Origin of the sequence: Bradyrhizobium sp. USDA 4532 (assembly GCF_024171315.1) — a bacterium.
Classification (GTDB): Bacteria; Pseudomonadota; Alphaproteobacteria; order Rhizobiales; family Xanthobacteraceae; genus Bradyrhizobium; species Bradyrhizobium australafricanum.
Window position 1 is genome coordinate 5,371,397 of the sequence record NZ_JALJZN010000001.1, and the last position, 25,574, is coordinate 5,396,970.

The window sequence follows — 25,574 nt, forward strand, 5'->3', positions numbered from 1 at the left end:
TCGCTCGAGTTCCGGGTTCGCCGCTTCGCGCCGCCCCGGAACGACGGTTAAGCTCTTCCCTTGGTCGGGATCTTGTTGAAGGGGACGTCCTTGTCGACCCTGATGTCGCCGGGCAGGCCCAGCACGCGTTCGGCGATGATGTTGCGCATGATCTCGTCGGTGCCACCCTCGACGCGGGTGCCCGGCGCGCGCAGCAGCATCGCCTGGAATTTGCCGGCGACCTCGGCATCCTCAATCCCGTTCAGCGCGCCGGCCGCGCCCTGCAGATCGAGCGCATAGGTCGCGACGTCCTGGATCATCGAGCCGGCGACCAGCTTGCCGATCGAATTCTCCGGTCCCGGACGCTCGCCCTTCGACAGCGCCGAGATCGCGCGCATGCTGGTGTATTTCAGCCCGCTCGCCTTCACGGCCCAGTTGGCGAGCTTGGAGCGCACCGCGCGGTTCTCGATCGCGGGGCCGTCCTCCAGCATCAGGCTGTTGCAGAAGTCGAACAGCTCGGGAAAGCCGGTGGCGACACCGGCGCCGATCGACATCCGCTCGTTCATCAGCGTGGTCAGCGACACGTTCCAGCCGTCATTGACATTGCCGAGCCGCTGCGAGTCCGGAATGCGCACGTCGGTGAAATAGACCTCGTTGAAGTCGGAGGCGCCGCTCGCCTGCTTGATCGGCCTGACCTCGACGCCCGGGCTCTTCATGTCCAGGAAGAACATGGTGAGGCCCTTGTGCTTGGGCACGGTCGGGTCGGTGCGGGTGAGCAAGATGCCGTAGTCGGAATAATGCGCGCCCGAGGTCCAGATCTTCTGGCCGTTGATCACCCACTCGTCGCCATGCTTCTCGGCGCGGGTGCGCAGGCCGGCGACGTCGGAGCCGCCGGCCGGCTCGGAGAACAGTTGGCACCAGATCTTCTCGCCGGAGGCAAGCGGCGGCAGATATTTGCGCTTCTGCTCCTCGCCGGCGAACGCCATCATGGTCGGGCCGCACATGCCGTGGCCGATGATGAACATCGAGCTAAGGCGGCCGAACGGGCCCTCCTCCTGCTGCCAGATCACGCGCTCGATCGGCGACGAGCCGCGGCCGCCATACTCCTTCGGCCAGTGCAGGCAGGCCCAGCCGGCATCGGCCTTCTTCTTCTGCCAGGCCTTCGCGACCTCGAGAATGTTGGCGCCCTTGAGCGCAACACGGCCGAGCGAGGCCTTGCGCAGCTCGTCCTCATGTTGCTTCGGTGCATTGGCCGCGATCCAGGCTTTCGCCTCGGCGCGGAATGCGGCCTCCTGCGGGGTGTCATCGAAATTCATGGTGGCTTTCTTTCCGTCATTCCGGGGCGATGCGCAGCATCGAACCCGGAATCTCGATTCCCAACCTCTGGATTCCGGGTTCGCGCTACGCGCGCCCCGGAATGACGAATCGTATCGTTACGCCGCGTTCTTCTTGCGCATGCGGTCGATCAGCGCGTCTTCCCAATAGGACAGGCTGCCGAGACCGAGCGCCACCGCATTGGCGCGGCGGTAGTACATGTGGCAGTCGAACTCCCAGGTGAAGCCCATGCCGCCATGAACCTGGATGTTGTTTTTGGCGCAGTGCTGGAACGCCTGCGTCGCGCTGATGCGCGCGGCGGCGGCGGCTTCCGGCAATTCGCCGGCATTGGTCGAGAGCGCCCAGGCGCCGTAGTAGCAATTTGAGCGCGCCAGCGTCGCCGACACATACATGTCGGCCAGCATGTGCTTGACCGCCTGGAACGAGCCGATCGGACGGCCAAAGGCAATACGATCAAGCGCATAGTCGCGGCCCATCTCCAGCGCGCGGTCGGCGCCGCCGACCTGCTCGAATGCCGTCAACACGGCCGCGCGATCCAGCACCTGGGAGATGACGCTCCAGCCCTCGCCGGTAGCGCCGAGCGGCTCGGCCTTCGCATCCTTGAAGGTGAATTCGGCCTGGCCGCGGGTCAGGTCGATGTTGGTGAGCGACTTGACCTCGACGCCGCCGGCCTTGAGATCGACGATGAACAGGGAAATATCGGACTCGCGTCCGCTCGAGCCGGTGCGCGCGGCGACAACGGCGAAATCGGCGATCGCGCCATCCGGCACCGGCTTCTTGACGCCGTTGAGCACGCCGCCATTGGCCGTGAGCTTGATCGCTTTCGGCGACGGGTTGCCCTTGCCTTCGAACAGCGCCAGCGTGCCGATGGCTTCGCCCGCGGCGATCTTCGGCAGCCACTTCTGCTTCTGCGCGTCGCTGCCTGCGATCAGGATCGCTTCGGCGGCGAGATAGACGGTGGAGGAAAACGGCACCGGCGCCAGCGCGCGGCCCATTTCCTCCGCGATCACGCAGAGCTCGAGATGGCCGGCGCCCGCACCGCCGAACTGTTCCGGGATCGCAACGCCAAGGAAGCCCATCTCGGCGAGGCCCTTCCACAGCGCCTTGTCGTAAGGCGCCTTGCCGTCGAGCACCTCGCGCACGGCTTTCGGCGGGCACTGTTCGCTGAGGAATTTCCGCGCCTCGTCGCGCATCTGCTTCTGTTCGTCGGAGAAATCGAAATTCATGGCGCTTACCTTTTCTTGCTGTCATTCCGGGGCGATGCGCAGCATCGAACCCGGAATCTCGACGTAAGGAACCTCTGGATTCCGGGTTCACGCTTCGCGCGCCCCGAAATGACGCGTTTGCTTTCGTAGGATCAGTTCAAGATGATCACGTCGTCGCCGGGCTTGCCGGCATACAGCTTCTCGACCAGTGCGGCGCGGCGTTCGAGGCCGGCGCGCTGGTTGATGTAGCCCTTGTCGGTGAGCTCGTTGCCGTCGATCGACGGCGGCTCGACCATTAGCATCGCACGCGCGATACGCATGCTGCTGCCGGTGGTGGACGCATTGTGCGCCTGCAAACCCTTCTTCAGGCAGGCAAGCACTTCGGGATGCCGGATCACGTCCTCGTAGCTGGCATCGGCATTGCCGACGAGCTGGCGGCAGGCGTGCAGGTTCGGCCAGCACAGCAGGCCGATGAACTCACGGTCCTGCCCCGCAACCAGCGCGTCATGCACGACCGGCGTCGCGGCTGATATCGCATCGGTGCGCAACGAGCCGACATGCACGAACGTGCCGGTGGTCAGCTTGAAATCCTCGACCACCCGGCCGGCAAAGATGATGCCCTGCAGCGGGTCTTCGGGGTTCACGAACACGCCGGCGTCGCCGATGCAGTAGAAGCCCTCCTCGTCGAACATCTTGGCCGTGAGGTCCGGCTGGCCGAAATAGCCTGGCGTGACGTTGACGCCGCGCAGCCGCAATTCATATTTCGAGCCGCACGGCACCATCTTCAGCTCGACGCCAGGGAACGGCAGGCCGATCAGGCCGACGCGCTCGGTGTCCCAATAGGTGCCGGTCGAGGTCGGCGCGGTCTCGGTCGAGCCCCAACCGGTGTAGAACACGATGCGCTCGCCCGTGGTCTTCACCGCCAGCGCCTGCATGCGGTCATAGAGATCGTCGGGCAGCCGGGCGCCGCCATAGGCCATGATCGAGAGGTTCTTGAAGAAGCTCGCGCACAGCGCCTCGTCCTTCTCCATCGCGGCGGCGAGCGCCGCATAGCCGGCCGGCACGTTGGCGTAATAGGTCGGCGACACCTCGCGCAGGTTCCTGATGGTCTCCTCGAGCTGGCCCGGCATCGGCCGGCCGTCGTCGATATAGAGCGTGCCGCCATCGACCAGCACCGGATTGAACGCGGCGTTGCCGCCCATGGTGTGATTCCACGGCATCCAGTCGAGCACCGTCGCGATCGGTCCCTCCGTTTCACGCGGGCGCACCTGCATCATCATCGCCGCGTTGGCACACATCATCTCCTGGGTGTTGATGACGGCCTTGGGCATGCCGGTCGAGCCCGAGGTGAACAGCAGCTTGCCGACGGTCCTGGGCGTGATCTTCGCGATGGACTCGCCGACCGCAGCCGTCACCGGCGTTGCCGCGAGGTCGGCAAAGGCCGCGCTCCTGATGCCCTCGCAGGGACGCAGGACGTGGACGACCGTGATGCCGGTGAGATCGATCGCCTTCATCGCCTTCTCGAAGGTCGGGCCGTCCTGCACCATCACGACGGCCGGCTTGATCAGGTTGAACAGGTATTTAAGCTTGAGATGATCCTGGCTCATCAGCGAATAGGCCGGCGACACCGGCGCGGCCGGCAGCCGCGCCTGCATCGCGGCCTGCGTCATCAGCGCGTGCTCGATCGAATTGCCTGACAGGATCGCGACGGGCCGGCCGTCGCCGCCGCCGAGATCGAGCAGGCCTTGCGTCAGCGCATCGACGGTGCGCTTGGCTTCGCCATAGGAGACCTTGCGCCATTGGCGGTCGGGACCACCGCGTTGCGCGAGCCAGATCCGCTCCGGCGCCTGCGCCGCCCATTTGGCGAGATAGGCCGGAATATGCGTCTCGTAGGCCTGGAGCGGAATCCGCGACTTCAGGACGACGGTGCCGTCACCGCGCCGCTCGACCGCGATGTCACGTGCGAGCCAATCCACCTTGCGAAAGGCAGGTTTCGTCAGCATCGCCGCGTCTCCATCCATTTTGCGTCTCCCGGAATTCTTGTCCTTTTGAGGATCTGTTCTCAGCGCCTGATATAGACAGGCTTTCGTTTCTCGAGAAAGGCCCTGATGCCTTCCTGGAAATCTTCCGAGCGGCTGCACAGCACCTGATTGCGATCCTCCATCGCAATCACGGCCTCGATCGAGCCGGCATCGACGCTCATGTTGATGCATTCCTTCGAGAGGCGGAGACCGACCGGCGAGGCCGTCATCATCGCCTCGACATAAGGATTGGCCGCAGCATCAAGATCGGCGACCTCGACCACCTCGGACACCAGGCCGACCGCAAGCGCGCGGTCGGCATGGATGAAGCGCCCGGTGAGGATCAATTCGGACGCAACCGACACACCGACGAGGCGCGGCAGGAAATAGCTGGTGCCGATATCGCAGCCGCCGAGACCGAGCTTGATGAAGGCGCAATTCATCCGCGCGTTCTTCGCCGCGATGCGGATGTCGGCGGCAAGCGCCAGCGCGAAGCCGCCGCCGGCGGCCGCGCCCTGCACCAGCGCGATGATCGGCTGCGGAGCGCGCCGCATCAGCATCACGATGTCGGCGATGCGCCGCTGCGAGTCCAGCGACTCCGTGACGCCGGGCGGCTCGGTCTGTCCACCACGGCGCGCCATCGCGTGCTTGAGATCGAGCCCGGCGCAGAAATTCGCACCGGCGCCCTTCAGCACCACGACGCGGGTGTCGCGATTGCGCTGCAGGCCCTGGAAATAGACGTTGAGCGCGTCGATCAGCGAAGGGTCGAGTGCGTTGAGGCTCTCGGGACGATTGAGCGTGACCCAATCGACCCCGTCGTGATGTTCGATCAGCAGCGGCTGAGACACGCGCATGGTCCTCCCGACCGTCGTCCCGGCCAAGCGAAACGCGAGCCGGGACCCATAACCACAGGCTTTTGTTGTTTTGCGCGGTGTCTGCCAGCTTGCCTGTTACAGACGCCGCGGAGTATGGGTCCCGGCTCCAGCGCGCAATTGCGCGCAAGGCCGGGACGACAGCGGAATTCGCCGTTAGCGCGGCGCCATGCGGATGGCGCCGTCGAGGCGGATGGTTTCGCCGTTGAGCATCGGGTTCTCGACGATGTGGACCGCGAGATTGCCGTATTCCGAGGCATCGCCGAGGCGGGCCGGATGCGGCACCTGGGCGCCGAGGCTCTTACGCGCTTCCTCGTTCAGACCCATCAACAGCGGCGTCAGGAACAGGCCCGGCGCGATGGTGTTGACGCGGATCTTCAGGCTGGCGAGGTCGCGCGCAGCCGGCAGCGTGAGGCCGACGACGCCGCCTTTCGAGGCGGAATAGGCGATCTGGCCGATCTGGCCTTCATAGGCCGCGACCGATGCGGTGTTGATCGCGACGCCGCGCTCCTCGCCGATCGGGGCTTCGGTCGCCAGCCGCTCGGCGAACAGGCGCAGCACGTTGAAGGTGCCGATCAAATTGACGTTGATGATGCGGACGAACTTTGCCAGCGGATAGACGCCGTCCTTGCCGACGATGCGCTGCGAACCGCCGATGCCGGCGCAGTTCATCAGCACGCGCGCGATGCCGTGCGCGGCCTCGGCCTTGGCGATCGCAGCCTTGATCGCGTCCTCGTCGGTGACGTCGGCATGCAGCGCGACGCCCTTCACCTCGGCGGCGACTTTCTCAGCGTTTTCCTTGTTCTGGTCGATCACGCCGATCTTGGCGCCCTTGGCGGCCATGGCGCGCGCGGTTGCGGCACCAAGGCCGGAGCCACCGCCGGTGATGAGAACGGCAACGTCTTTCAACTGCATGGATACAACCTTTCCTTGGGCGTTTCTTCTCTAGACTCGAACTTTGTTATCCGGCGGCGACTGCTGCCGTTTCCTTATCGGGATTGAGCACGCCGCCGAAGATCAAGGCTTCCATGTGCTTGATGTAATCGCGGCAGACCTCGTCGGTGACCGGACCGACGCCGACCGCGCGCGACATCGCGTGGCGGCCGAAGAACAGATGATCGCAGGCGCCGATCAGGCTGGTGTAGAACAGCACCGGATCGATCTTGCGGAATTCACCGGCCTTGATGCCTTCTGCGAGCAGCCGGCGGTGAAAATCCAAAAGCGGCGCGACGAAGAATTTCGACACCTCGTTCGCAGCGGCAGGCGAGCTCTCGTGCAGGAGATAATGGATCAGCCGGTTCATATAGGGGAACTGGTGATAGGCGCGGATGATGCCGCCGATATGCAGCCGCAATTTTGCGGACGGCGTGATCGGTTGGCTGATGAGATATTCGAGTTGCGATATCTCGGTGGCGGCGTCGCGCGCCAGCAGCGCCAGCAACAACCCGTCCTTGTTGCCGAAATGATATTTCACCAGCGCGGCGTTGACGCCCGACTTCTGCGCGATGTCGGACAACGAGACCTCGATCGAGGCGCGCTCGATCATCAGCTCACTGGCCGCAACCAAAAGCTTGTCGGCGGTGGCATTTTTGCCGGCCGGAAGTTTCGTCGGTACGCTGGTATTCAACTGCGCTCTGGTCCCGCTCTGTGTCAGGGGTCGACGGTAAATCGAGGCCGCACATAAGCCCATGGCGGGGCCGCACTCAAGAGTTAATTGATTGATTGACTAAATGCTGAGCCACCCCTTAAATCCGGCCCAACTTTCAGACCGCCCAATCCGGAAACATCAGGGAGATCAGACATGGCCGAGGCATATATCGTCGCCGCCGCTCGCACCGCGGGCGGCCGCAAGGGAGGACGCCTCGCCGGCTGGCATCCGGCCGATCTGGCCGCGACCGTGCTCGATGCGCTGGTCGAGCGCACCGGCGCCGACCCCGCGCAGGTCGAGGACGTGATCATGGGCTGCGTGATGCAGACCGGCGAGCAGTCCACCAACATCGCGCGCAACGCTGTCATGGCCTCGAAGCTGCCGGAGAGCGTGCCGGCGACCTCGATCGACCGCCAGTGCGGTTCCTCGCAGCAGGCGCTGCACTTCGCGGCGCAGGCGGTGATGTCTGGCACGATGGACTGCGTGATCGCCGCCGGCGTGGAATCGATGACCCGCGTGCCGATGGGCCTCGCCTCCTCGCTGCCCGCCAAGAACGGCTTCGGCCACTACAAGAGCCCGGGCATCGAGGCGAAATATCCCAACATCGTGTTCAGCCAGTTCACCGGCGCGGAGATGATGGCCGAGAAGTACGGCCTGTCGAAGGACGAGCTCGACGAATACTCCTATGACAGCCATCAGCGCGCGATCGCGGCCACGCAAGCCGGCCACTTCAAGGACGAGATCGTGCCGGTCAAGATCACCCGCGCCGACGGCTCGACCGACACCCATCACATCGACGAAGGCATCCGCTTCGACGCCAGCCTCGACGGCATCAAGGGCGTCAAGCTGATCGCCGAGAACGGCAAGCTCACCGCGGCGAGCGCCAGCCAGATCTGCGACGGCGCCTCCGGCGTCATGGTCGTCAACGAGAAGGGCCTGAAGGCGCTCGGCGTCAAGCCGATGGCGCGCATCCATCACCTCACCATGATGGGCGGCGACCCCGTGATCATGCTGGAAGCGCCGCTGCCGGCAACCCAGCGCGCGCTGCAGAAGGCCGGCATGAAGATTGACGACATTGATCTCTTCGAGGTCAACGAGGCCTTCGCCTCGGTGCCGACCGCTTGGCTGAAGACCACCGGCGCCGATCCGGCCCGGCTCAACGTCAACGGCGGCGCGATCGCGCTCGGCCATCCGCTCGGCGGCAGCGGCACCAAGCTGATGACGACGCTGCTGCATGCCCTCAAGCAGCGCAACAAGCGCTACGGCCTGCAGACCATGTGCGAAGGCGGCGGCATGGCGAATGTGACGATTGTCGAGCGGCTGTAAGAAAAGTCCGCATCAGCGGCCACAACAATGATGTCGTCCCGGCGTAGGCCGGGACCCATAACCACAGCCGTTTGTGGTTAGGCGCGGCTGGGGCCACAACTCAGTCCAACAAGAAAAATTGGTGGTTATGGGTCCCCGCGTTCGCGGGGACGACCACTATTGATGCTCCGAGGAAACACAATGACCCATCCGTCGATCCACGCGCGCACCCATCCGAACAAGATCGCCTATCAGATGGCGGCGTCCGGCAAGGCCATCACCTATCGCGAGCTCGACGAGCTTTCGAACCAGGGCGCGCATCTGTTCCGCTCGCTCGGCCTGAAGGCCGGTGACCACATCGCGCTGCTGATGGAAAACCGGCTCGCATTCATGGAGATCTGCTGGGCAGCGCAGCGCTCGGGTCTCTATTACACGGCGATCAGCCGCTATCTGACGGAAGAAGAGATCGCCTACATCATCAAGGACTGCGGCGCGAAGGTGTTCATCACCACCCCGCAGTGCGCCGACAAGGTGAAGGGCCTGATCAAGGGCGAAGCGGGCGAGCCGCTGTTCTACATGATGGACGAGCCCTCACCGGGCTTCCGCTCCTACGACAAGGAAGCCGGCGCGCAGCCGACCACGCCGGTTGCCGACGAGGTCGCCGGCTACGACATGCTGTATTCCTCCGGCACCACCGGCCGACCCAAGGGCATCAAGAAGCAGTTCGAAGGCAACCGGATCGACGTGCCGAACCCGTTCCTGCGCATTCTCACCGCCGACATGTGCGGCATGAATGCCGACAGCATCTATCTGTCGCCGGCGCCGCTCTATCACGCGGCCCCGCTGCGCTTCAACATGATGGCCACCGTGCTCGGAGGCACCTCCGTCATCATGGAGCATTTCGACGCCGAGGAATTTCTGAAGCAGGTCGAGAAGCACAAGGTGACGCAGTCGCAGCTGGTGCCGACCATGTTCGTGCGCATGCTGAAGCTGCCCGACGAAGTGCGCGCACGCTACAAGGTCTCGTCGCTGAAAGGCGCGATCCATGCCGCGGCGCCCTGCCCGGTCGACGTCAAGGCCAAGATGATCGAATGGTGGGGACCGATCCTGATCGAGTATTACGCCGGCTCCGAAGGCAATGGCGTCACGGTCTCGACCTCGCAGCAATGGCTGACCCACCGCGGCACGGTCGGCCGCGCGGTGGTCGGCAAGGTCAAGATCCTCGACGAGAACGACGAGGAAGCGCCGACCGGCCAGATCGGTCAGGTCTTTTTCGCCGACGCGCCGGCGTTCTCCTATCACAACGATCCGGAGAAGACGAAGAAGGCCTACAACACCAAGGGCTGGTCGACGCTCGGCGATGTCGGCTACCTCGACGAAGAGGGCTTCCTCTATCTGACCGACCGCAAGAGCTACATGATCATCTCCGGCGGCGTGAACATCTATCCGCAGGAGACCGAGGACGTCCTGATCACGCATCCGGCGGTGTCCGACGTCGCGGTGTTCGGCGTGCCGAACGAGGAGATGGGCGAAGAGGTCAAGGCCGTGGTGCAGCCGCACGACATCACCAGGGCCGGCAAGGAGCTCGAGGCCGAGCTGATCGCGTTCTGCCGGCAGCATCTGTCGCCGATCAAATGCCCCAAGAGCATCGACTTCGAGCAAGAGCTGCCGCGCACGCCGACCGGCAAACTGGTGAAGCGCCATCTGCGCGACCGCTATTGGCCGAAGGTGCCTGCCAGGCCGTGACCGCGGTTCGCCGCTCCCCGGAGGGGCCGTCGTCGCGCCGCGGCCAAAATATCGAAAACAACCCCATGCAAAGGAGCTGGCGGCTGCCCGCGTTCGACAAGGCAGCTTGACACGTCGGGCAACTCAGAGATAGATTTCCAATATTCCGAAATAGTGCAAATGGTCCGGTGGAGGATGAAGAGCGCACGCGGGACGCCGCTTGCGCGCACCCCGCCGACCTACAACTCCGCCGCCGGTTCGCAAGCGGCAGACGCCGCGGCGCGCAGATGCAGTTGGCCGTGCTTGCCATTTGCCGTGGTGGTCCACTGCGCATCGATCTGCTGAAAATCCTCCGACAGCTTGCCGCGGTGGCTGCCCTCGGTCTCGAACGATCCACTGTCGTCGGGCGACCGCTCAAACAGCTCGACCTCGAGATCGGACAGCCGGATGAACATCTGCACGCCGATCTTGGTTACGTGACCGCCGACCTCGTATGACCCGCAGCCGCGCGCTTCCGCGTTCTGCTCGTTCAGCGCTTGCACCTTGTCGAAGGTGATGACGAGGTGCTGCACCGTCGTGTCACCGTCCCACAGGAATTCGCCGATATAGGCGTGCGGCAGTCTTTCGGTCAGTTGCTTGATGTCGGCGGCACGCACGGCCGATGCCAGCATCAAGCTTGCGGCCACGACCGTCAGACCGAGGCGCGACATCGAGCCGGTCAGCTCTGCAATCCTGGCGTGGCGCATGCGGTATGCATCCCCTGGGCAAAGTTGCTATCGTGAAACAATGGCCGCCAGCATACAGCGAAATGCGCTGGTTGTGCGGCGATGCCAAACAGGTGATCTCCGATGCCAGCCCTCCCCGACATCCCGCTGCCCTCCACCATCCGCTCGCGTTATGTCGACGGGATCAACGGCCTGCGCATGCATGTGCTGGAAGCGGGCTTCGAAACATCCGGCCGGCCCTGCCTGTTGCTGCTGCACGGCTTTCCGGAGCTGGCGTTCTCCTGGCGCAAGGTGATGCCGAAGCTCGCCGCCGCCGGCTATCATGTGATCGCGCCGGACCAGCGCGGCTATGGCCGCACATCAGGGTGGAGTGCGGAGTATGACGGCGATCTTGCGTCATTCCGCCTGCCCAATCTGGTGCGCGATGCGCTCGGGCTGGTCGCTGCGTTCGGCTACAAGCACGTCGATGCGGTGATCGGGCACGATTTCGGCTCGTCGGTTGCGGCGTGGTGCGCACTGATCCGGCCCGACGTGTTCCGCGCGGTGGTGATGATGAGCGCGCCGTTTTCGGGGCCACCGTCGCTGCCGTTCAACACCGCGAGCGCGCCGACAAAGCCAGCGACCGACGACCCCGTGCATCGCGAGCTCGCCGCGCTGCCGCGGCCGCGCAAGCACTACCAATGGTACTATTCGACGCGCCCGGCCAGTGACGACATGCATCGCGCGCCGCAGGGCGTGCACGACTTCCTGCGTGCCTATTACCACCACAAAAGCGCGGACTGGAAAGACAACAAGCCGTATCCGCTGCAATCCTGGTCGGCAGGCGAACTGGCAAAACTGCCGACCTATTACGTGATGGATATCGCCAAGGACATGGCCGCGACCGTCGCCGAGGAGATGCCGTCACGCGAGGCGATCGCCGCCAACACGTGGCTGCCGGATAGCGAGCTCGCATATTACAGCGCCGAATATCAGCGGACCGGATTCCAGGGCGGGCTGCAATGGTATCGCTGCGGCACCTCGGGGGCGTTCGTCCCGGAGCTACAGACCTGGAGCGGCCGCACGATCGACCAGCCGTCCGCCTTCATTTCGGGCAAACAGGATTGGGGCACCTATCAGCGGCCTGGCGTGTTCGAGGCGATGCAGACGAAAGCCTGCACCAACATGATCGGCTGTCATCTGGTCGACGGTGCCGGCCACTGGGTGCAGCAGGAGCAGCCCGATGAGGTGAGCCGGCTGCTGCTCACATTCCTGCGAGACGCCGGCGCACAGCGCTAGATTCCCGTTCGGCCGTCGCGTCGCATCCCGTTGATCTCAGGCGTTTTCTTCGCTCAACCCGCGCGGCTTGCCGGTGCTGCAACAGCGAATCCGGGCCGATCCGGATTTGACCCGGCGCCGGTGCAACCCTATAGTTTAGAACTATTCTAATTTTAAACTCTGTGAACAAGGCGTTGCCGTGAAGAACTTTGCCGATCTGACCGAGCGCGAGGTGCTGGCGGTCGCGATCGCCTCCGAGGAGGAGGACAGCCGCATCTACATGACGTTCGCGGAGGATCTCGCCGGGCGCTATCCCGATACCGCCAAGATTTTCGAGGAGATGGCCGAGGAGGAGCGCGGCCATCGCCACCGACTGCTGGAAACCTACGAGCAGCGCTTCGGGGCGCATCTGCCGCCGATCCGGCGCGAGGACGTCAAAGGCTTCCTGCGCCGCCGCCCGATCTGGCTCACCAAGAACCTGCCGCTCGACACCATCCGCAAGGAAGTCGAGACCATGGAGTTGGAAGCCGAGCGCTTCTATGCCAAAGCCGCCGAGAAGGCCGAGGATGTCGGCGTGCGGCGGCTGCTCGGCGATCTCGCCGAGGAGGAGAAGGGCCACGAGAAGCTCGCGGTGAAGCTGACCGGCGAGATCCTCAAGCCGGACGTGCGCGCCGAGGAAGACCGCACGCGGCGGCGGATGTTCGTGCTGCAATATGTGCAGCCGGGTCTCGCCGGATTGATGGACGGCTCGGTCTCGACCCTGGCGCCGCTGTTCGCCGCCGCCTTCGCAACGCATCACAACTGGCAAACCTTCCTGGTCGGGCTTGCCGCCTCGATCGGCGCCGGCATCAGCATGGGCTTTGCCGAGGCGCTGTCCGACGACGGCTCGCTGACCGGCCGCGGCTCGCCCTGGCTGCGCGGCCTGACCTGCGGCTTGATGACGACGCTCGGCGGGCTCGGCCACACCATTCCCTATCTGGTGCCCGATGCCTGGCCGAACGCATTCTGGATCGCGACCGCGATCGCCGGGATCGTGGTGTTCTTCGAATTGTGGGCGATCGCCTTCATCCGCGCGCGCTACATGGACACGCCGTTCCTGCAGGCGGTATTCCAGATCGTGCTCGGCGGCGCGATCGTGCTCGCGGTCGGCATCCTGATCGGCGCGGCGTAGCAACGGTTCAATTCTCCCTCTCCCCGTTCTTACGGGGAGGGTTGGGGTGAGGGGCCATATCCACACGTGACGCAAGTCGACGTACCTGTACCCCCTCACCCGCCGCGCAAGCGCGCGGCGACCTCTCCCCGCAAGCGGGGCGAGGTAGAGCAGAGCAATTCCGATCAAACACGGCGACAACGTCACGGCTACAGCGCTTGCGGGCGACAGCCAAACTGCCCATCATCGCGCCAACAACAAACCGGGAGCACGCCGTGGCCAAATCGCAATACAGCTTCAAGACCGCCGTCGAATTGTCGGAGGCGCTGCGTAACAAAAAGGTCTCGGCGGTTGAACTCGCACAGGACGCGATCGGCCGCATCGAGCGCCACGACGGCAAGGTCAACGCGGTCTGCGTGCGCGACTTCGAGCGCGGCCTCGCCGCTGCGCGCGCTGCGGATGCCGCGATCGCGCGCGGCGAGCACAGGCCGCTGCTCGGCATCCCCATGACGGTGAAGGAATCCTTCAACGTCGCCGGCTTGCCGACGACCTGGGGCTTCCTGCCGCAAAAGGATTTTGTCCCGACCGAGGACGCGCTGTCGATTCAGCGCGTGAAGGACGCCGGCGGCGTCATCCTCGGCAAGACCAACGTGCCGGTCGGGCTCGCCGACTGGCAGAGCTACAACGAGATCTACGGCACCACCAACAATCCCTACGACCTCGGCCGCACACCGGGCGGCTCCTCCGGCGGATCGTCGGCGGCGCTCGCCGCGGGCTACGGCGCGCTGTCGCTCGGCTCCGACATCGGCGGCTCGCTGCGCGTGCCGGCGTTTCATTGCGGCGTCTATGCGCACAAGCCGACCTTCGCGCTGCTGCCGTCGCGCGGCCACACCGCGCCGCCGGCGCCGCCCATCATCTATGAGCGCGACCTTGCGGTAACCGGCCCGATGGCGCGCGGCGCGACCGACCTGTCGCTGCTGCTCGACGTGATGGCGGTTCCCGATCCGCTCGATGCCGGCAAGGCCTATCGCCTCGACCTGCCTGCGGCGCGCCACGCCAGCCTGAAGGATTTCCGGATCCTCGTCATCGACACCGATCCGGTGTTGCCGACCGACAAGGCGGTGCGCGGCAGCATCGACAAGCTCGCCAGCCACCTCGACAAGGCCGGCGCAAAGATATCGCGTTCGAGCCCGCTGCTGCCGGATTTCGCGGCGTCCTCGCGGCTCTATATGCGGATGCTGCTGTCGTTCCTCGCCGCGACCTTCCCGCCGGAGGTCTATGCCGGCGCCTGCGCGGCGGCGGCCGCGCTGCCCGTCGGCGACACCAGCCTGCAGGCCGAGCGGCTGCGCGGCATCGCGCTCAGCCACCGCGACTGGGTGCAGGCGACGGTCGCCCGCTCGCGGTTGCGCGCGCAATGGCGCGAGCTGTTCAAGTCGTTCGACGCGGTGATCTGCCCGATCATGCCAACGCCGGCCTATCCGCACGATCATGAGCCCGACCAGGAGCAGCGGCGAATCCTGATCGACGGCGAGCCTTACATCTACACCGACCAGCTCGCCTGGCCCGGCATCGCGACCCTGCCCGGCCTGCCTTCGACTGCGATCCCGACCGGCTTTGCGCCCGACGGATTGCCGGTCGGCGTGCAGATCGTCGGCCCATGGCTCGAGGACCGCACGCCGCTCAAGCTCGCCGAGCTGATCGAGCACGAATTCGGCGGCTTCGTGCCGCCGAAGATGTTCGATGATTAGGTGCTGGAAAAAACCGTCATTGCGAGGAGCGAAGCGACGAAGCAATCCATATCTCAACGAGCGGCGAGATGGATTGCTTCGCTGCGCTCGCAATGACGGACAACAAAACCAGGGAGAAGGCCAATGAGCAACGATCTCGAGGAGCTGACAAAGCTCAACAAGGACTACGTTGACTCCGTTCAGAACTGCGACGTCAAGCGCTTCGACGAAATTCTGGCGCAGGACTTCTACTGCACCAATCCCGACAAGAGCCTGGTCGACCGCGCTGCCTTCCTGAAGCAGACCGCGATCCCGGTGAAGATCAAGGGCCTGAAGGCCGAGGACGTCAAAATCCGCATCCTCGGCGATTTCGCCATCATCCACGCCCAGACCAGCTACACCAACGCGGACGGTGAGCCGGCGCACGGCCGCTATACCGATTGCTGGGCGCGGCAGAACGGAAAATGGCGCGCGGTATCCGCGCATGTCGCGCGGTGAGCGATTCAGGTGTCGTCCCGGCGCAGGCCGGGACCCATAACCACCGCAGCTTGTGGTGAGTAAAGAAAGTCGTCCACCCACGTGCCCAAAGCGAGGCCGCGGCGTATGGGTCCCTGGCCTACGCCGGGACGACACACGCTCAGCTATCAAACATGATCACGCTGCGCAGCGTCTTGCCGGCTTTCATGTTGGCAAAGCCCTCGTTGATCTCGGAGAGCTTCAGCTTGGCCGAGATCCAGTCTTCCAGATGCAGCTTGCCGCGCATGTAGAAGTCGACGAGGCGCGGCATGTCGACGCGGAAGTGGTTGGAGCCCATCGACGAGCCCTGGATGCGGCGCTCGCGCAGGAAGTCGAAGCCGTGCAGCTCGATCTTCTGGCCGAACGGGATCATGCCGACGATGGTCGCGGTGCCGCCCGCCGCCAGCATGGCGAAGGCCTGCTCGGCGGTGTCCTTGCGGCCGAGCACCTCGAAGGAGTGCTGCACGCCGCCGCCGGTGAGCTCGCGCACCTGCTGGACCACGTCGCCGCGGGCCGGATCGACGATATCGGTGGCGCCGAGCTTGGTCGCAAGCTGCAACTTGGCCGGATTGGTATCGATCGCGATGATGCGGCCGGCGCCGGCGATCTGCGCACCGTTGATCGCGGCCATGCCGACGCCGCCGCAACCGATCACAGCCACCGTCTCGCCGGCGGTCACCTTCGCGGTGTTCACCACCGCGCCATAACCGGTGATGACGCCGCAGCCGATCAGCGCGGCGAGATCGAGCGGCATCTCCTTCTTGATCTTCACGATGGCGTTCTCGTGCACCAGCATCTGCTCGGCGAACGACGACAGATTGAGGAACTGGTTGAGCTTCTCCTTCCTGCCCCATGACAGGCGGTTGGAGGCGCCGGGCAGCATCTTCACCGTGGTGTCGGTGCACAGCACGGTGCGGCCGGTGGTGCAGTTGTCGCAGGTGCCGCAGAACACCGACAGGCAGGTGACGACGTGATCGCCGGGCTTCACGTAATTGACGTCGGAGCCGACCTTCTCAACCACGCCGGCCGATTCATGGCCGAGCACCGCCGGCAGCGGATGCGGATAGAGGCCTTCCATGAAGTGCAGATCGGAATGGCAGAGGCCCGCGACCGCGGTGCGGATCAAGACCTCGCGCGGCCCCGGATTGGGCACGCTGACATCCTCGATCACCAGCGGTTGATTGACTTCATGCAGGACGGCGGCCTTCATCGGGGTCTCCCTTGACGTTTTTGATTGTTTGAAAAGTTCGCTCGCGCAGCAGCCTACGCTGCGTCAAGCAATTCGCCAACCTCGGCCATGCCGACCGCGCGATCGCCGAGCAGGTGCTCGGTCATCCTGCGCTGAACGGTATTTTCCGTTAGCCGGAACGGATCGCCCGGCAGCACGCGGTGGTCGATCACCATCCGCGACAGCAACAGCCGACGCGCATCGCCGCGCATCTGGTGGATGCGCCCGCCCTCCCACGCCAGCGCGACCGCGCTTGCGACATGATAGAGCAGGCTGGTGGCGCGGCGCGCATCGCCCTCATTGTCGATGCGGCTCGCCACCTCGCGCGCAAACGCGACCGCACGGTCGCTAAGATCGCGCAGCCGGTTGCGCCAGGCTTGCGGAACATTCGCGCTATCATCGAGCCGCGCATGCAGATCGGCGGCGAAAGCATTGTCGGCGCCATGGCGGCCGACCGCACGCTTCAGCGCATCGATCGCGACGATATTGCCGGTGCCCTCCCAGATCGAGCCGAGATGCGCGTCGCGCAGCAGCCGCGGCGTGACGAATTCCTCGATGTAGCCGATGCCGCCGCGCATCTCCATCGCATCGCCGCAGACCTTTCGGGCGTCGCGAGTGGCGCGGAATTTCAGCGTCGGCGTCAGGATGCGAAGCAGCGCCGCGGCGTCCTGACTGCCGGCCTCGGCGCGGTCGAGCGCGTCAGCGGTCAAAAAGCTCATCGACAGCGCCTGTTCGGTCGGCAGCATGATCTTCATCAGCTGCCGCCGCGCCAGCGGCAGGTCGATGATGCGCTGGCCGAACACCACGCGGCCACGCGCCACTGTCATCGCGTCGTGCCAGGCGCGGCGCATCAGCGCAGTCGATTTCACGCCGTTGGAGAGCCGCGACGAGTTCACCATCTCGGCCATCTGCACGAAGCCGCGGTCGAGCTTGCCGACGGCGTAGGCGATCGCGCCGTCGAACTTGATCTCGCCCGAGGCCATCGAGCGGGTGCCGAGCTTGTCCTTCAACCGCACGATCCGGTAATGGTTCTGCGAACCGTCGTCGAGGAAACGCGGCATCAGGAACAGGCCGACGCCGCGGGTGCCCGGCCCGGCGCCTTCCGGCCGCGCCAGCAGCATCACCACCTTGGCATCGGCGTTGGAGCAGAACCACTTCTCGCCATAGAGCCGCCAGTGGTCGCCCTCCTGCACGGCGCGCGTGGTCAGCGTGCCGACATCGGAGCCGCCCTCCTTCTCGGTCATGAACTGGCCGCCCTGCGTCAGCTTGCTCATGTCGGTCTGGGTCAGGCCGTCGAGATATTTCGCCTTCAATGCCTCGCTGCCGAAATTTGCCAGCAGCTTGGCGCACCCGTCGGTGACGTTGATCGGGCAGCCCATGCCGAATTCGGTCTGGTTGAACAGGAAGGTGAAGGCGTGCTTGGCGACGACAGGATACTTGTCGGGCCAGCCCATGATGCCCTTGCGGAGCGACAGCGCGTGAATGCCGAACTCGCCGAACGCGGCCTTCTCGATCTCGCGATAGGCCGGATGATATTCGATGTGCTGCACGTCGCGGCCGAACTTGTCGCGCTGGTGCAACACCGGCGTATGCCGGTCGGCAAGCCGCGCGCATTCGTCGAGATAGCCTCCGGCCAATCCACCGAGGCGGTCGAGATGCGGCTCGATATGGCGGAACAATGCATCGGGCAAATGCAGCTTCAGAAGATCGGTCAGCGCCGGATCGGCCCGGTAGAAATTCATTCCCGTCGTGTCGGGCGCCAGCAGGCCCGGCTGGCTGGCGGCTGACGTTTTCGGATCCTGCTTGTGCGGCTGCATTGAATTCCCGGCTTCGGTGCTCATTTGTTTGGGCACGACTATCCTCCTCCGGCCGAGCAAAGGAAAGCCCAATGGATATTCCAAAATACAAGATCGCCCTGATCGTCGGCGCCGGCGAGGGCCTCAGCGCCTCGCTGACGCGGCTATTTTCGCGGGAGGGAATTCGTGTGGCACTCGGCGCCCGCAGCATCGAGAAGCTCGGCGCGCTCTGCACCGAAACAGGCGCGCGGGCCTACGCCTGCGACGCCACCAAGGCCGAGGATGTCGAACGTCTTTTTGGTCTGGTCGAGCGCGAGATCGGAACGCCTGATCTCGTGGTCTACAACGCCTCCGGCCGCTCGCGCGGGCCCTTCGTCGAACTGGTCCCTTCAGAGGTCGAACAGGCGATCGCGGTCTTGGCGTTCGGCGGATTCCTGGTGGCGCAGGAGGCGGCGAAGCGCATGCTGCCCAACAAGAAGGGCGCAATCCTGTTCACCGGCGCCTCCGCCAGCGTGAAGGGCTATGCGCAATCGGCGCCGTTCGCGATGGGCAAGTTCGCCTTGCGCGGCCTCGCGCAGAGCATGGCGCGCGAACTGTCGCCGCAGGGTATTCACGTCGCGCATTTCGTGATCGACGGCGGCATCCGCAGCGCTGCCCGCGCCGAGCCCGCCGACCGGCCGGACTCGATGCTCGATCCCGACGCGATTGCACTGAGCTACTGGAGCGTGCTGCAGCAGCCGCGCAGTGCCTGGACCTGGGAGCTGGAATTGCGGCCCTGGGTTGAGAAGTTTTGAGATGACGAAGATCATGTAAGCAGCGTAGGCTGGACGAAACGCCAACGTGATCAAGATCGCGAGCAAGCTGTGAGGCGGTGCGCACGAGGCTTGGCGCCTTTTGCTCACCGCGTGAAGTAACTTTCACCGTCATTCCGGGATGGTGCGCTATCACCAGACCCGGAATCTCGAGATTCCGGTCTGGTGCTAGCGCACCATCCCGGAATGACGAAACAAACAGACATGGGGAGCGACGACATGACCGCTGAAATCAAGATCGAGACCGGCACCGACGAACTGCTCTGCGTGATCCGCGATCGCGTCGCCGTCATCACGCTGAATCGCCCGGACGCCCGCAACTCGCTGTCGGACACACTGACGCCGGCGCTGCGCACGATGATCAAGACCTGCGGCGAGAACCCCGAGGTCGGCGTGCTGCTCGTCACCGGCGCCGGCAAGGCGTTCTGCGCCGGCGGCAACGTCAAGGGCATGGGCGCGCATCGCGACAAAAAGAAGCTCGAAATGTCCTATGAGGACAAGGTCGCGGATTTGCAGGAGCGCCAGCGCCTGCTCACCGGCTCGCTGGCCTCGGTGCGCAAGCCGACCATTGCTGCCCTTCCCGGTCCCGCGGTCGGCGCCGGCCTTGCGATCGCGATGGCCTGCGACATCCGGATCGCGGCGCAATCCGCCTTCATCTCGACCGGTTACTTGCGCGTGGCGCTGAGCGGCGATTACGGCATGGCATGGCTGTTGACGCGGCTGGTCGGCACCTCGCGCGCCCGCGAGCTGATGTTCACCTCGGAGAAGGTCGACGCCACGAGATGCGAGCAGATCGGTCTCGTCAATCGCGTGGTGCCGGACGAAACGCTGCAGGACGACGCCTTTGCGCTGGCGAAGTCCATCGCCGAAGGCCCGACGCTGGCGCTGCGCTACATGAAGGACAATCTCGACGAGGCGCTGCAGTTCGACTTCGCCACCGCACGCGACCACGAGGCCGAGCGGCTAATCCGCCTCACCACGACTGCCGATCACAAGGAGGCGGTGCAGGCCTTCATCGAGAAGCGCAAGCCGGTGTTTCGGGGGAGTTGATCCCAGTTCGGTGTCCCGTCATTGCCGGGCCTGACCCGGCAATGCATCGAAAGAAACGCTTTCGCTCAATGGATGCGCGGGTCAAGCCCGCGCATGACGAGTAGCAGTCGCGGCACCGGTTGGGAAAAGAAAAGGGCCCGGTTCTGGAGGGGCCAGAACCGGGCCTAGTCAGTCAAACCGCAAGCGAGGACATCGCGGCCAAGCGGGAAGTGGCGGCAAGCCGCCAGCTGGCACAGGGAATGTCTTGCGGTTCGACGTGGATCTCTTTCACGAAGCGTACCAGCTTCCAGTCGCCGGGGCTCTGGGTGAAGGCGTAGCCCGACTTGCGGGCGAGGCCGATCATCGTCGCATTGGAACGCAGCGTGTCGCCGAAGATGCGTTCGGCTCCGAAGGACGCCGCACGGCATTCGAGATTCCTGAGCAGCGCCTTGCCAATGCCGTGGCCCTGCCACCGATCATCGATCGACAGGCCGAACTCGACGCTCGACGTATCGGCATGGAAGGCGTAGCGGGCTTCGCCGACGATGGTCTCAAAGCCATCGACCGGCATCGTCGCGACCACCGTGAACCGGTCAGCCTCGCCGACATGGATGAAACGTTCGAGCTCCGTCTTCGGCAGCTCGCTCAACGCGCCCAGGAAGCGGTTGTAACGGGACACCGCGGAGAGCGAGCGGATGTAGCTCTGCAGCTCTTCGCGGTCGCGCGGCTCGACGAAGCGCACCTTGACCTCGCTGCCGTTCTTGGCGCGCAGCACGTCAGAGTATTGCTTGAGATCGTCGAGATGCAGCGCAACCATGACACGCTCCTCGGGTGAAGAAATTAGCCAGCGTCCCTCGATCGAGGCGACGCCAGCGGTGGCGTCCTTCTCAGGCCCGCCAGAACGGCTTCTCGGTCTCGAACACGATGTCGCTGCGGGACATGCCGATGTCGTGCAGGTCGCGCTCGGTCCACTGCGACAGCTCGCGGCGGCGCTCGTAGCGCTCCCACCAGACATGCAGCGTCTCGCCGACCTGGTTCAGCAGGCCCGATGCGTGATGATTTGGCGTATGATGATTTGTCATCGGTTCATGGGTGAAAATGGACATCTGCGGCTCCTGTCGGTAACCTGTTGGCGGTAATATCGGGGCTATTCGGCCCGCTCACAAACGACACTTTGTACCGTTTCGCATGAATTAAAGTCATGTATTTGGAGACGCCCCAGAGATGACCAGCCGCCTGCCTTCGCTGAATGGCCTGAGGGCGTTCGAGGCCGCCGCGCGGCATATGAGCTTCACGCTGGCGGCGTCCGAACTGAACGTGACGCAGACCGCGATCAGCCATCAGATCCGGCGGCTTGAGGAGGAGCTCGGCGTCCGCCTGTTCGTCCGCCAAAACCGCTCGCTGAGCCCGACGCCGGAGGCTGCCGAATACCTTCCCGGCGTCCGGGCCGCCTTCAACGACCTCAGGCTCGCCACGGATCGCCTGTTGCGCCGGGACGACGATCACGTGCTGACGGTCTCGACGCTGGCATCGCTTGCCGCCAAATGGCTACTGCCGCGGCTGTCGGCCTTCCAGGAGGCGCATTCCGGCATCGACGTTCGCATCACCACCTCGACCAGCCTGGTCGACTTCCAGCGCGACAAGGTCGACGCGGCGATCCGCTATGGCCGCGGCCAATGGGCGGGCCTGCGTGCCGACTGGCTGATGGCGGATGAGCTCTTTCCGGTGTGCAGCCCGTCGCTGCTGCAGGGCACCAGGCCGCTGAAATGCCCTGAAGACCTCAGGGATCACACGCTCCTGCACACCAGCAACGCCAACAGCGACGATTGGCGGCTGTGGCTGACCGCGGCGGGGCTGCCGACCGATATTTCCAAGCAGCCCGGCGTCACCTTCGACCTGCTGTTCGTGACGATCCAGGCCGCGATCGACGGCATCGGCATCGCGATGGGCCGCACCTCCTATGTGCAGGACGACATCGCCAAGGGTCGCCTCGTGGTTCCCTTCAAGATCGCGCTACCGGCCGACGCCGGCTTCTACCTGGTTTCGCCGCAGGGACGCGCCGATACGCCAAAGCTCTCCGCGTTCCGGAGCTGGCTCGGCACAACGGCGCACGCCGCGCCTTGATGCGGCGCACGCGCCGGCCGGAGCTTCGGTTCTGATTGGACCTGGGCCAAAGCGCCAGATCGTTGTTTTGACGAGGTTTCTTCGCGCGAACCAATATCCCCTTCGCTCGAAAGGCTCCCTGCGATTTCCACCTACGGCTTTTTTCCCATAGCCCCCCGCGTGATTCCGGGTTGGTCGCGCCGGACAGCCGTGCCAAATTGCCGCACATGGCAGTTAACTGCTTTGGCCGGCGAGACAATTTGCGCCGGCCGTTTTTGTCACGGGGAGGAAGGGCGTTATGTCGCAGTCGAGTTCATCGCAAGTCCCGCAGATCAAATCGCGTCTTGGCGCCATCCTGCGCGCGACCAGCGGCAATTTCCTCGAGCAGTTCGACTTCTTCCTGTTCGGCTTCTACGCCCAGGCGATTGCGAAGGCCTTCTTCCCCTCCGAGAACGAGACCGCGGCGCTGCTCAACGCGTTCGGCGTGTTCTGGCTCGGCGCCCTGATGCGCCCGGTCGGCGCCGTCGTGCTCGGCGCGTATATCGACCGCATCGGCCGCCGCAAGGGCCTGATCGTGACGCTGTCGATCATGGCTATCGGCACCGTGGTGATCGCGCTCTGCCCGAGCTATTCGACCATCGGCATTGCGGCGCCGATCATCGTGCTGATCGCGCGCCTGCTGCAGGGCTTCTCCGCCGGCGTCGAGCTCGGCGGCGTCTCGGTCTATCTCGCGGAGATCGCCACGCCCGGCAATCGCGGCTTCTACACCTCGTTCCAGTCGGCGAGCCAGCAGGTCGCGATCTTCGTCGCCTCGATCCTCGGCTTCGTCCTCAGCGAGAGCATGCCGGCCGCGACCGTGGCCTCCTGGGGCTGGCGCATCCCGTTCTTCGTCGGCTGCCTGATCATCCCGGTGATCTTCTTCCTGCGCCGGACGCTGGAGGAGACCCCGGCGTTCCTCGCGATGAAGAAGCATCCGACCGCAAGCGAGGTGTTCGCCTCGGCGATCGCGAACTGGCGCATCGTCGTGCTCGGCATGATGATCGCGGTGCTGACCACCACCACCTTCTACTTCGTCACCGTCTATACGCCGACCTTCGGCAAGACCGTGCTGAAGCTCTCGACCCAGGATGCGCTGCTGGTGACGCTGCTGGTTGCGGTGACCAATTTCATATGGAATCCGGTCGGCGGCGCGGTGTCCGACCGGATCGGCCGCAAGCCGGTGCTGCTGGCGATCGCCGGCCTGTCCCTCATCACGGCCTATCCGGCGCTGCACTGGCTGGTGACCAATCCCTCGTTCGGCAAGATGCTGGCGGTCGAGATGATGTTCTCGTTCTATTTCGGCGTCTACAGCGGCACCATGCTGGGCTGCCTGGTCGAGATCGTGCCGGCGCATGTCCGCACCACCTGCTTCTCGCTGGCCTTTGCATTGGCGGCCGGGCTGTTCGGCACCTTCACGCCGTTCGCCTCGACCTGGCTGATCCAGCAGACCGGCGACAAGGCTTCGCCCGGCTACTGGCTGATGTGCGCCGCAGCTCTCGGCATCGTCGCCGCGCTGATCGTCTATCGTGGCGGCCAGACCATCGAGCAGCGCGAGACGGTTGCGGCCTGATATTCCACTTCGCGGCCGGGTGGGCTCGCTGGGCATGACTTCTCCGGAAAATCGCGACACGCTTTTCCGGATCATGCTCATGCGTCCGGCCGTGTTGCTTTCCATGCCAACAACGATAACAAGAGCGCATGGTTGATCTGACGCGCAGGTTCGACGTGCTGGTGATCGGCGGCGGCAACGCCGCGCTCTGCGCTGCGATCAGCGCACGGCGCGCCGGCGCTTCCGTCCTGGTGCTGGAAGGCGCCCCGAAATTCTATCGCGGCGGCAACACCCGCCACACCCGCAACATGCGCTGCGCCCATGACGCGGCGACCGAGATCCTCACCGGTCCCTACACCGAGGAGGAGTTCTGGAAGGATTTGCTGCTGGTGACCGGCGGCCAGACCGACGAGGAACTGGCCCGCTTCATGATCCACGAGTCCAAGGACATCCTGAACTGGATCGTCGAGCAGGGCGTGCGCTGGCAGCCGTCGCTCGGCGGCACGCTGAGCCTTGGCCGCACCAACTCGTTCTTCCTCGGCGGCGGGCGCGCGATGCTGAACGCGCTCTATCGCACCGCCGAGGAGCTCGGCGTCGACATCCTCTACGATGCCGAGGTCATCGATCTCACGGTCGAGGACGGCATGTTCCTTTCGGCGCAGCTGAAGCAGCCGGTCGGCGGCAAGACCGAGGTCCGCGCCTCGACCCTGGTTGCGGCCGCCGGCGGCTTCGAGGCCAACATCGAATGGCTGAAGGAATCCTGGGGCGATGCGGCCGACAATTTCCTGATCCGCGGCACACCCTATAATCGCGGCGCGATCCTCAAGATGCTGCTCGCGAAGGGCGTTCAGGAGATCGGCGATCCGACGCAATGCCATGCGGTGGCGATCGACGCCCGCGCACCGAAATTCGACGGCGGCATCATCACCCGTCACGATTCGGTCGTGTTCGGCATCGTCGTCAACAGGCATGCCGAGCGCTTCTACGACGAGGGCGAGGACATCTGGCCCAAGCGCTATGCGATCTGGGGCCGGCTGGTCGCCGCGCAGCCGGACCAGATCGCCTACATCATCTTCGACTCGACCGTGGTGACGAGCTTCATGCCGACGCTGTTTCCGCCGATCGCGGGCGCGACGATTGCCGAGCTCGCCGGCAAGCTCGAGCTCGACGCGGCCGCGCTGGAAAAGACCATCACCGAGTTCAACGCCGCGGTGCAGCCCGGCACCTTCGACCACACCATCCTCGACGACTGCGCTACCCAAGGCATCACGCCGCCGAAGACGCATTGGGCGCGCCGGATCGAGACGCCGTCCTATCTCGCCTATCCGGTGCGGCCCGGCATCACCTTCACCTATCTCGGCACCCGCGTGAACAGGGAGGCGCGGATACTGATGAAGGACGGCAAGCCGTCCGCCAACATGTTCGCCGCCGGCGAGATCATGGCCGGCAACGTGCTCGGCAAGGGCTATGCCGCCGGCATCGGCATGACCATCGGCAGCGTGTTCGGCCGCGTCGCCGGCCGGGAAGCAGCCAAGAATGCGCGGAACTGAAGG

At 64.8% G+C, this 25,574-nt stretch carries 22 protein-coding genes; 11 read left to right on the forward strand and 11 right to left on the reverse strand.

Annotated features, from left to right (window positions below):
* Positions 1–47: 47 nt before the first annotated feature.
* From J2R76_RS24800 to J2R76_RS24825, 6 genes are all read right to left on the reverse strand, one after another.
* Positions 48–1,295 carry an acyl-CoA dehydrogenase gene (locus J2R76_RS24800; RefSeq protein ID WP_076832542.1) on the reverse strand — a complete coding sequence of 416 codons (1,248 nt, stop codon included), beginning with the start codon at positions 1,293–1,295 and terminating at the stop codon, positions 48–50.
* 117 nt (positions 1,296–1,412) lie between these two features.
* Positions 1,413–2,540, reverse strand: coding sequence for an acyl-CoA dehydrogenase family protein (locus J2R76_RS24805; RefSeq protein ID WP_076832544.1), 1,128 nt, complete (start codon positions 2,538–2,540; stop codon positions 1,413–1,415).
* Positions 2,541–2,671: 131 nt separating this feature from the next.
* The gene (locus J2R76_RS24810; protein WP_253625121.1) at positions 2,672–4,540 is read right to left on the reverse strand and encodes an AMP-binding protein; all 1,869 of its coding nucleotides are present in this window, start codon (positions 4,538–4,540) and stop codon (positions 2,672–2,674) included.
* Positions 4,541–4,581: 41 nt separating this feature from the next.
* Positions 4,582–5,388 carry an enoyl-CoA hydratase/isomerase family protein gene (locus tag J2R76_RS24815; protein ID WP_168858655.1) on the reverse strand — a complete coding sequence of 269 codons (807 nt, stop codon included), beginning with the start codon at positions 5,386–5,388 and terminating at the stop codon, positions 4,582–4,584.
* Positions 5,389–5,568: 180 nt separating this feature from the next.
* Complete coding sequence (locus J2R76_RS24820; protein WP_016847447.1) at positions 5,569–6,327, reverse strand: SDR family NAD(P)-dependent oxidoreductase; 759 nt, start codon at positions 6,325–6,327, stop codon at positions 5,569–5,571.
* A gap of 46 nt (positions 6,328–6,373) precedes the next feature.
* Positions 6,374–7,102: a TetR family transcriptional regulator gene (locus J2R76_RS24825; protein ID WP_076832549.1), complete on the reverse strand. Its 729-nt coding sequence runs from the start codon at positions 7,100–7,102 to the stop codon at positions 6,374–6,376.
* A gap of 111 nt (positions 7,103–7,213) precedes the next feature.
* Here J2R76_RS24825 and J2R76_RS24830 point away from each other — a divergent pair, with 111 nt between their 5' ends.
* Both J2R76_RS24830 and J2R76_RS24835 read left to right on the forward strand, forming a co-directional pair.
* Positions 7,214–8,386, forward strand: a complete 1,173-nt coding sequence (locus J2R76_RS24830) for an acetyl-CoA C-acetyltransferase (protein ID WP_253625122.1) — start codon at positions 7,214–7,216, stop codon at positions 8,384–8,386.
* A gap of 180 nt (positions 8,387–8,566) precedes the next feature.
* The gene (locus J2R76_RS24835; RefSeq protein WP_168858641.1) at positions 8,567–10,111 is read left to right on the forward strand and encodes an acyl-CoA synthetase; all 1,545 of its coding nucleotides are present in this window, start codon (positions 8,567–8,569) and stop codon (positions 10,109–10,111) included.
* A gap of 218 nt (positions 10,112–10,329) precedes the next feature.
* On the opposite strand, the gene J2R76_RS24840 is transcribed toward J2R76_RS24835, so the two are convergent.
* Positions 10,330–10,836 carry a hypothetical protein gene (locus J2R76_RS24840; RefSeq protein WP_229193324.1) on the reverse strand — a complete coding sequence of 169 codons (507 nt, stop codon included), beginning with the start codon at positions 10,834–10,836 and terminating at the stop codon, positions 10,330–10,332.
* Positions 10,837–10,938: 102 nt separating this feature from the next.
* Between J2R76_RS24840 and J2R76_RS24845 the strand changes: the two genes are divergently transcribed.
* The 4 genes from J2R76_RS24845 to J2R76_RS24860 all read left to right on the forward strand — a co-directional run bounded on the left by J2R76_RS24845 (position 10,939) and on the right by J2R76_RS24860 (position 15,447).
* Positions 10,939–12,093 carry an alpha/beta hydrolase gene (locus J2R76_RS24845; RefSeq protein ID WP_057016286.1) on the forward strand — a complete coding sequence of 385 codons (1,155 nt, stop codon included), beginning with the start codon at positions 10,939–10,941 and terminating at the stop codon, positions 12,091–12,093.
* Positions 12,094–12,271: 178 nt separating this feature from the next.
* On the forward strand, positions 12,272–13,243 hold the full coding sequence (gene mbfA / locus J2R76_RS24850) for an iron exporter MbfA (protein WP_057016287.1): 972 nt from the start codon (positions 12,272–12,274) through the stop codon (positions 13,241–13,243).
* A 254-nt stretch (positions 13,244–13,497) separates the two neighbouring features.
* Positions 13,498–14,970 (forward strand): amidase, encoded by a 1,473-nt coding sequence (locus J2R76_RS24855; RefSeq protein WP_253625123.1) that lies wholly within the window; start codon positions 13,498–13,500, stop codon positions 14,968–14,970.
* A gap of 123 nt (positions 14,971–15,093) precedes the next feature.
* A complete protein-coding gene (locus J2R76_RS24860) occupies positions 15,094–15,447 on the forward strand; it encodes a nuclear transport factor 2 family protein (protein WP_057020071.1) in 354 nt (117 codons plus the stop codon).
* A gap of 139 nt (positions 15,448–15,586) precedes the next feature.
* Here the strand turns inward: J2R76_RS24860 and J2R76_RS24865 are convergent, their stop codons facing one another.
* A complete protein-coding gene (locus J2R76_RS24865; protein WP_018269116.1) occupies positions 15,587–16,675 on the reverse strand; it encodes a Zn-dependent alcohol dehydrogenase in 1,089 nt (362 codons plus the stop codon).
* A gap of 53 nt (positions 16,676–16,728) precedes the next feature.
* Positions 16,729–18,510 carry an acyl-CoA dehydrogenase family protein gene (locus tag J2R76_RS24870; protein WP_229193342.1) on the reverse strand — a complete coding sequence of 594 codons (1,782 nt, stop codon included), beginning with the start codon at positions 18,508–18,510 and terminating at the stop codon, positions 16,729–16,731.
* A 71-nt stretch (positions 18,511–18,581) separates the two neighbouring features.
* Between J2R76_RS24870 and J2R76_RS24875 the strand changes: the two genes are divergently transcribed.
* On the forward strand, positions 18,582–19,283 hold the full coding sequence (locus J2R76_RS24875; RefSeq protein ID WP_253625124.1) for an SDR family NAD(P)-dependent oxidoreductase: 702 nt from the start codon (positions 18,582–18,584) through the stop codon (positions 19,281–19,283).
* A 237-nt stretch (positions 19,284–19,520) separates the two neighbouring features.
* On the forward strand, positions 19,521–20,351 hold the full coding sequence (locus tag J2R76_RS24880) for an enoyl-CoA hydratase (protein ID WP_057020172.1): 831 nt from the start codon (positions 19,521–19,523) through the stop codon (positions 20,349–20,351).
* Between the two features lie 172 nt (positions 20,352–20,523).
* On the opposite strand, the gene J2R76_RS24885 is transcribed toward J2R76_RS24880, so the two are convergent.
* Both J2R76_RS24885 and J2R76_RS24890 read right to left on the reverse strand, forming a co-directional pair.
* Positions 20,524–21,147, reverse strand: a complete 624-nt coding sequence (locus J2R76_RS24885; protein ID WP_253625125.1) for a GNAT family N-acetyltransferase — start codon at positions 21,145–21,147, stop codon at positions 20,524–20,526.
* Positions 21,148–21,217: 70 nt separating this feature from the next.
* Entirely contained in the window at positions 21,218–21,412 is a 195-nt protein-coding gene (locus tag J2R76_RS24890; protein WP_092085443.1) for a DUF1127 domain-containing protein, read from the reverse strand.
* Positions 21,413–21,554: 142 nt separating this feature from the next.
* Here J2R76_RS24890 and J2R76_RS24895 point away from each other — a divergent pair, with 142 nt between their 5' ends.
* From J2R76_RS24895 to tcuA, 3 genes are all read left to right on the forward strand, one after another.
* On the forward strand, positions 21,555–22,454 hold the full coding sequence (locus J2R76_RS24895; protein WP_253625126.1) for a transcriptional regulator GcvA: 900 nt from the start codon (positions 21,555–21,557) through the stop codon (positions 22,452–22,454).
* A gap of 277 nt (positions 22,455–22,731) precedes the next feature.
* Positions 22,732–24,042: an MFS transporter gene (locus tag J2R76_RS24900; RefSeq protein ID WP_076832572.1), complete on the forward strand. Its 1,311-nt coding sequence runs from the start codon at positions 22,732–22,734 to the stop codon at positions 24,040–24,042.
* A 128-nt stretch (positions 24,043–24,170) separates the two neighbouring features.
* Positions 24,171–25,571 carry an FAD-dependent tricarballylate dehydrogenase TcuA gene (gene tcuA / locus J2R76_RS24905; protein WP_253625127.1) on the forward strand — a complete coding sequence of 467 codons (1,401 nt, stop codon included), beginning with the start codon at positions 24,171–24,173 and terminating at the stop codon, positions 25,569–25,571.
* Positions 25,572–25,574: the final 3 nt, after the last annotated feature.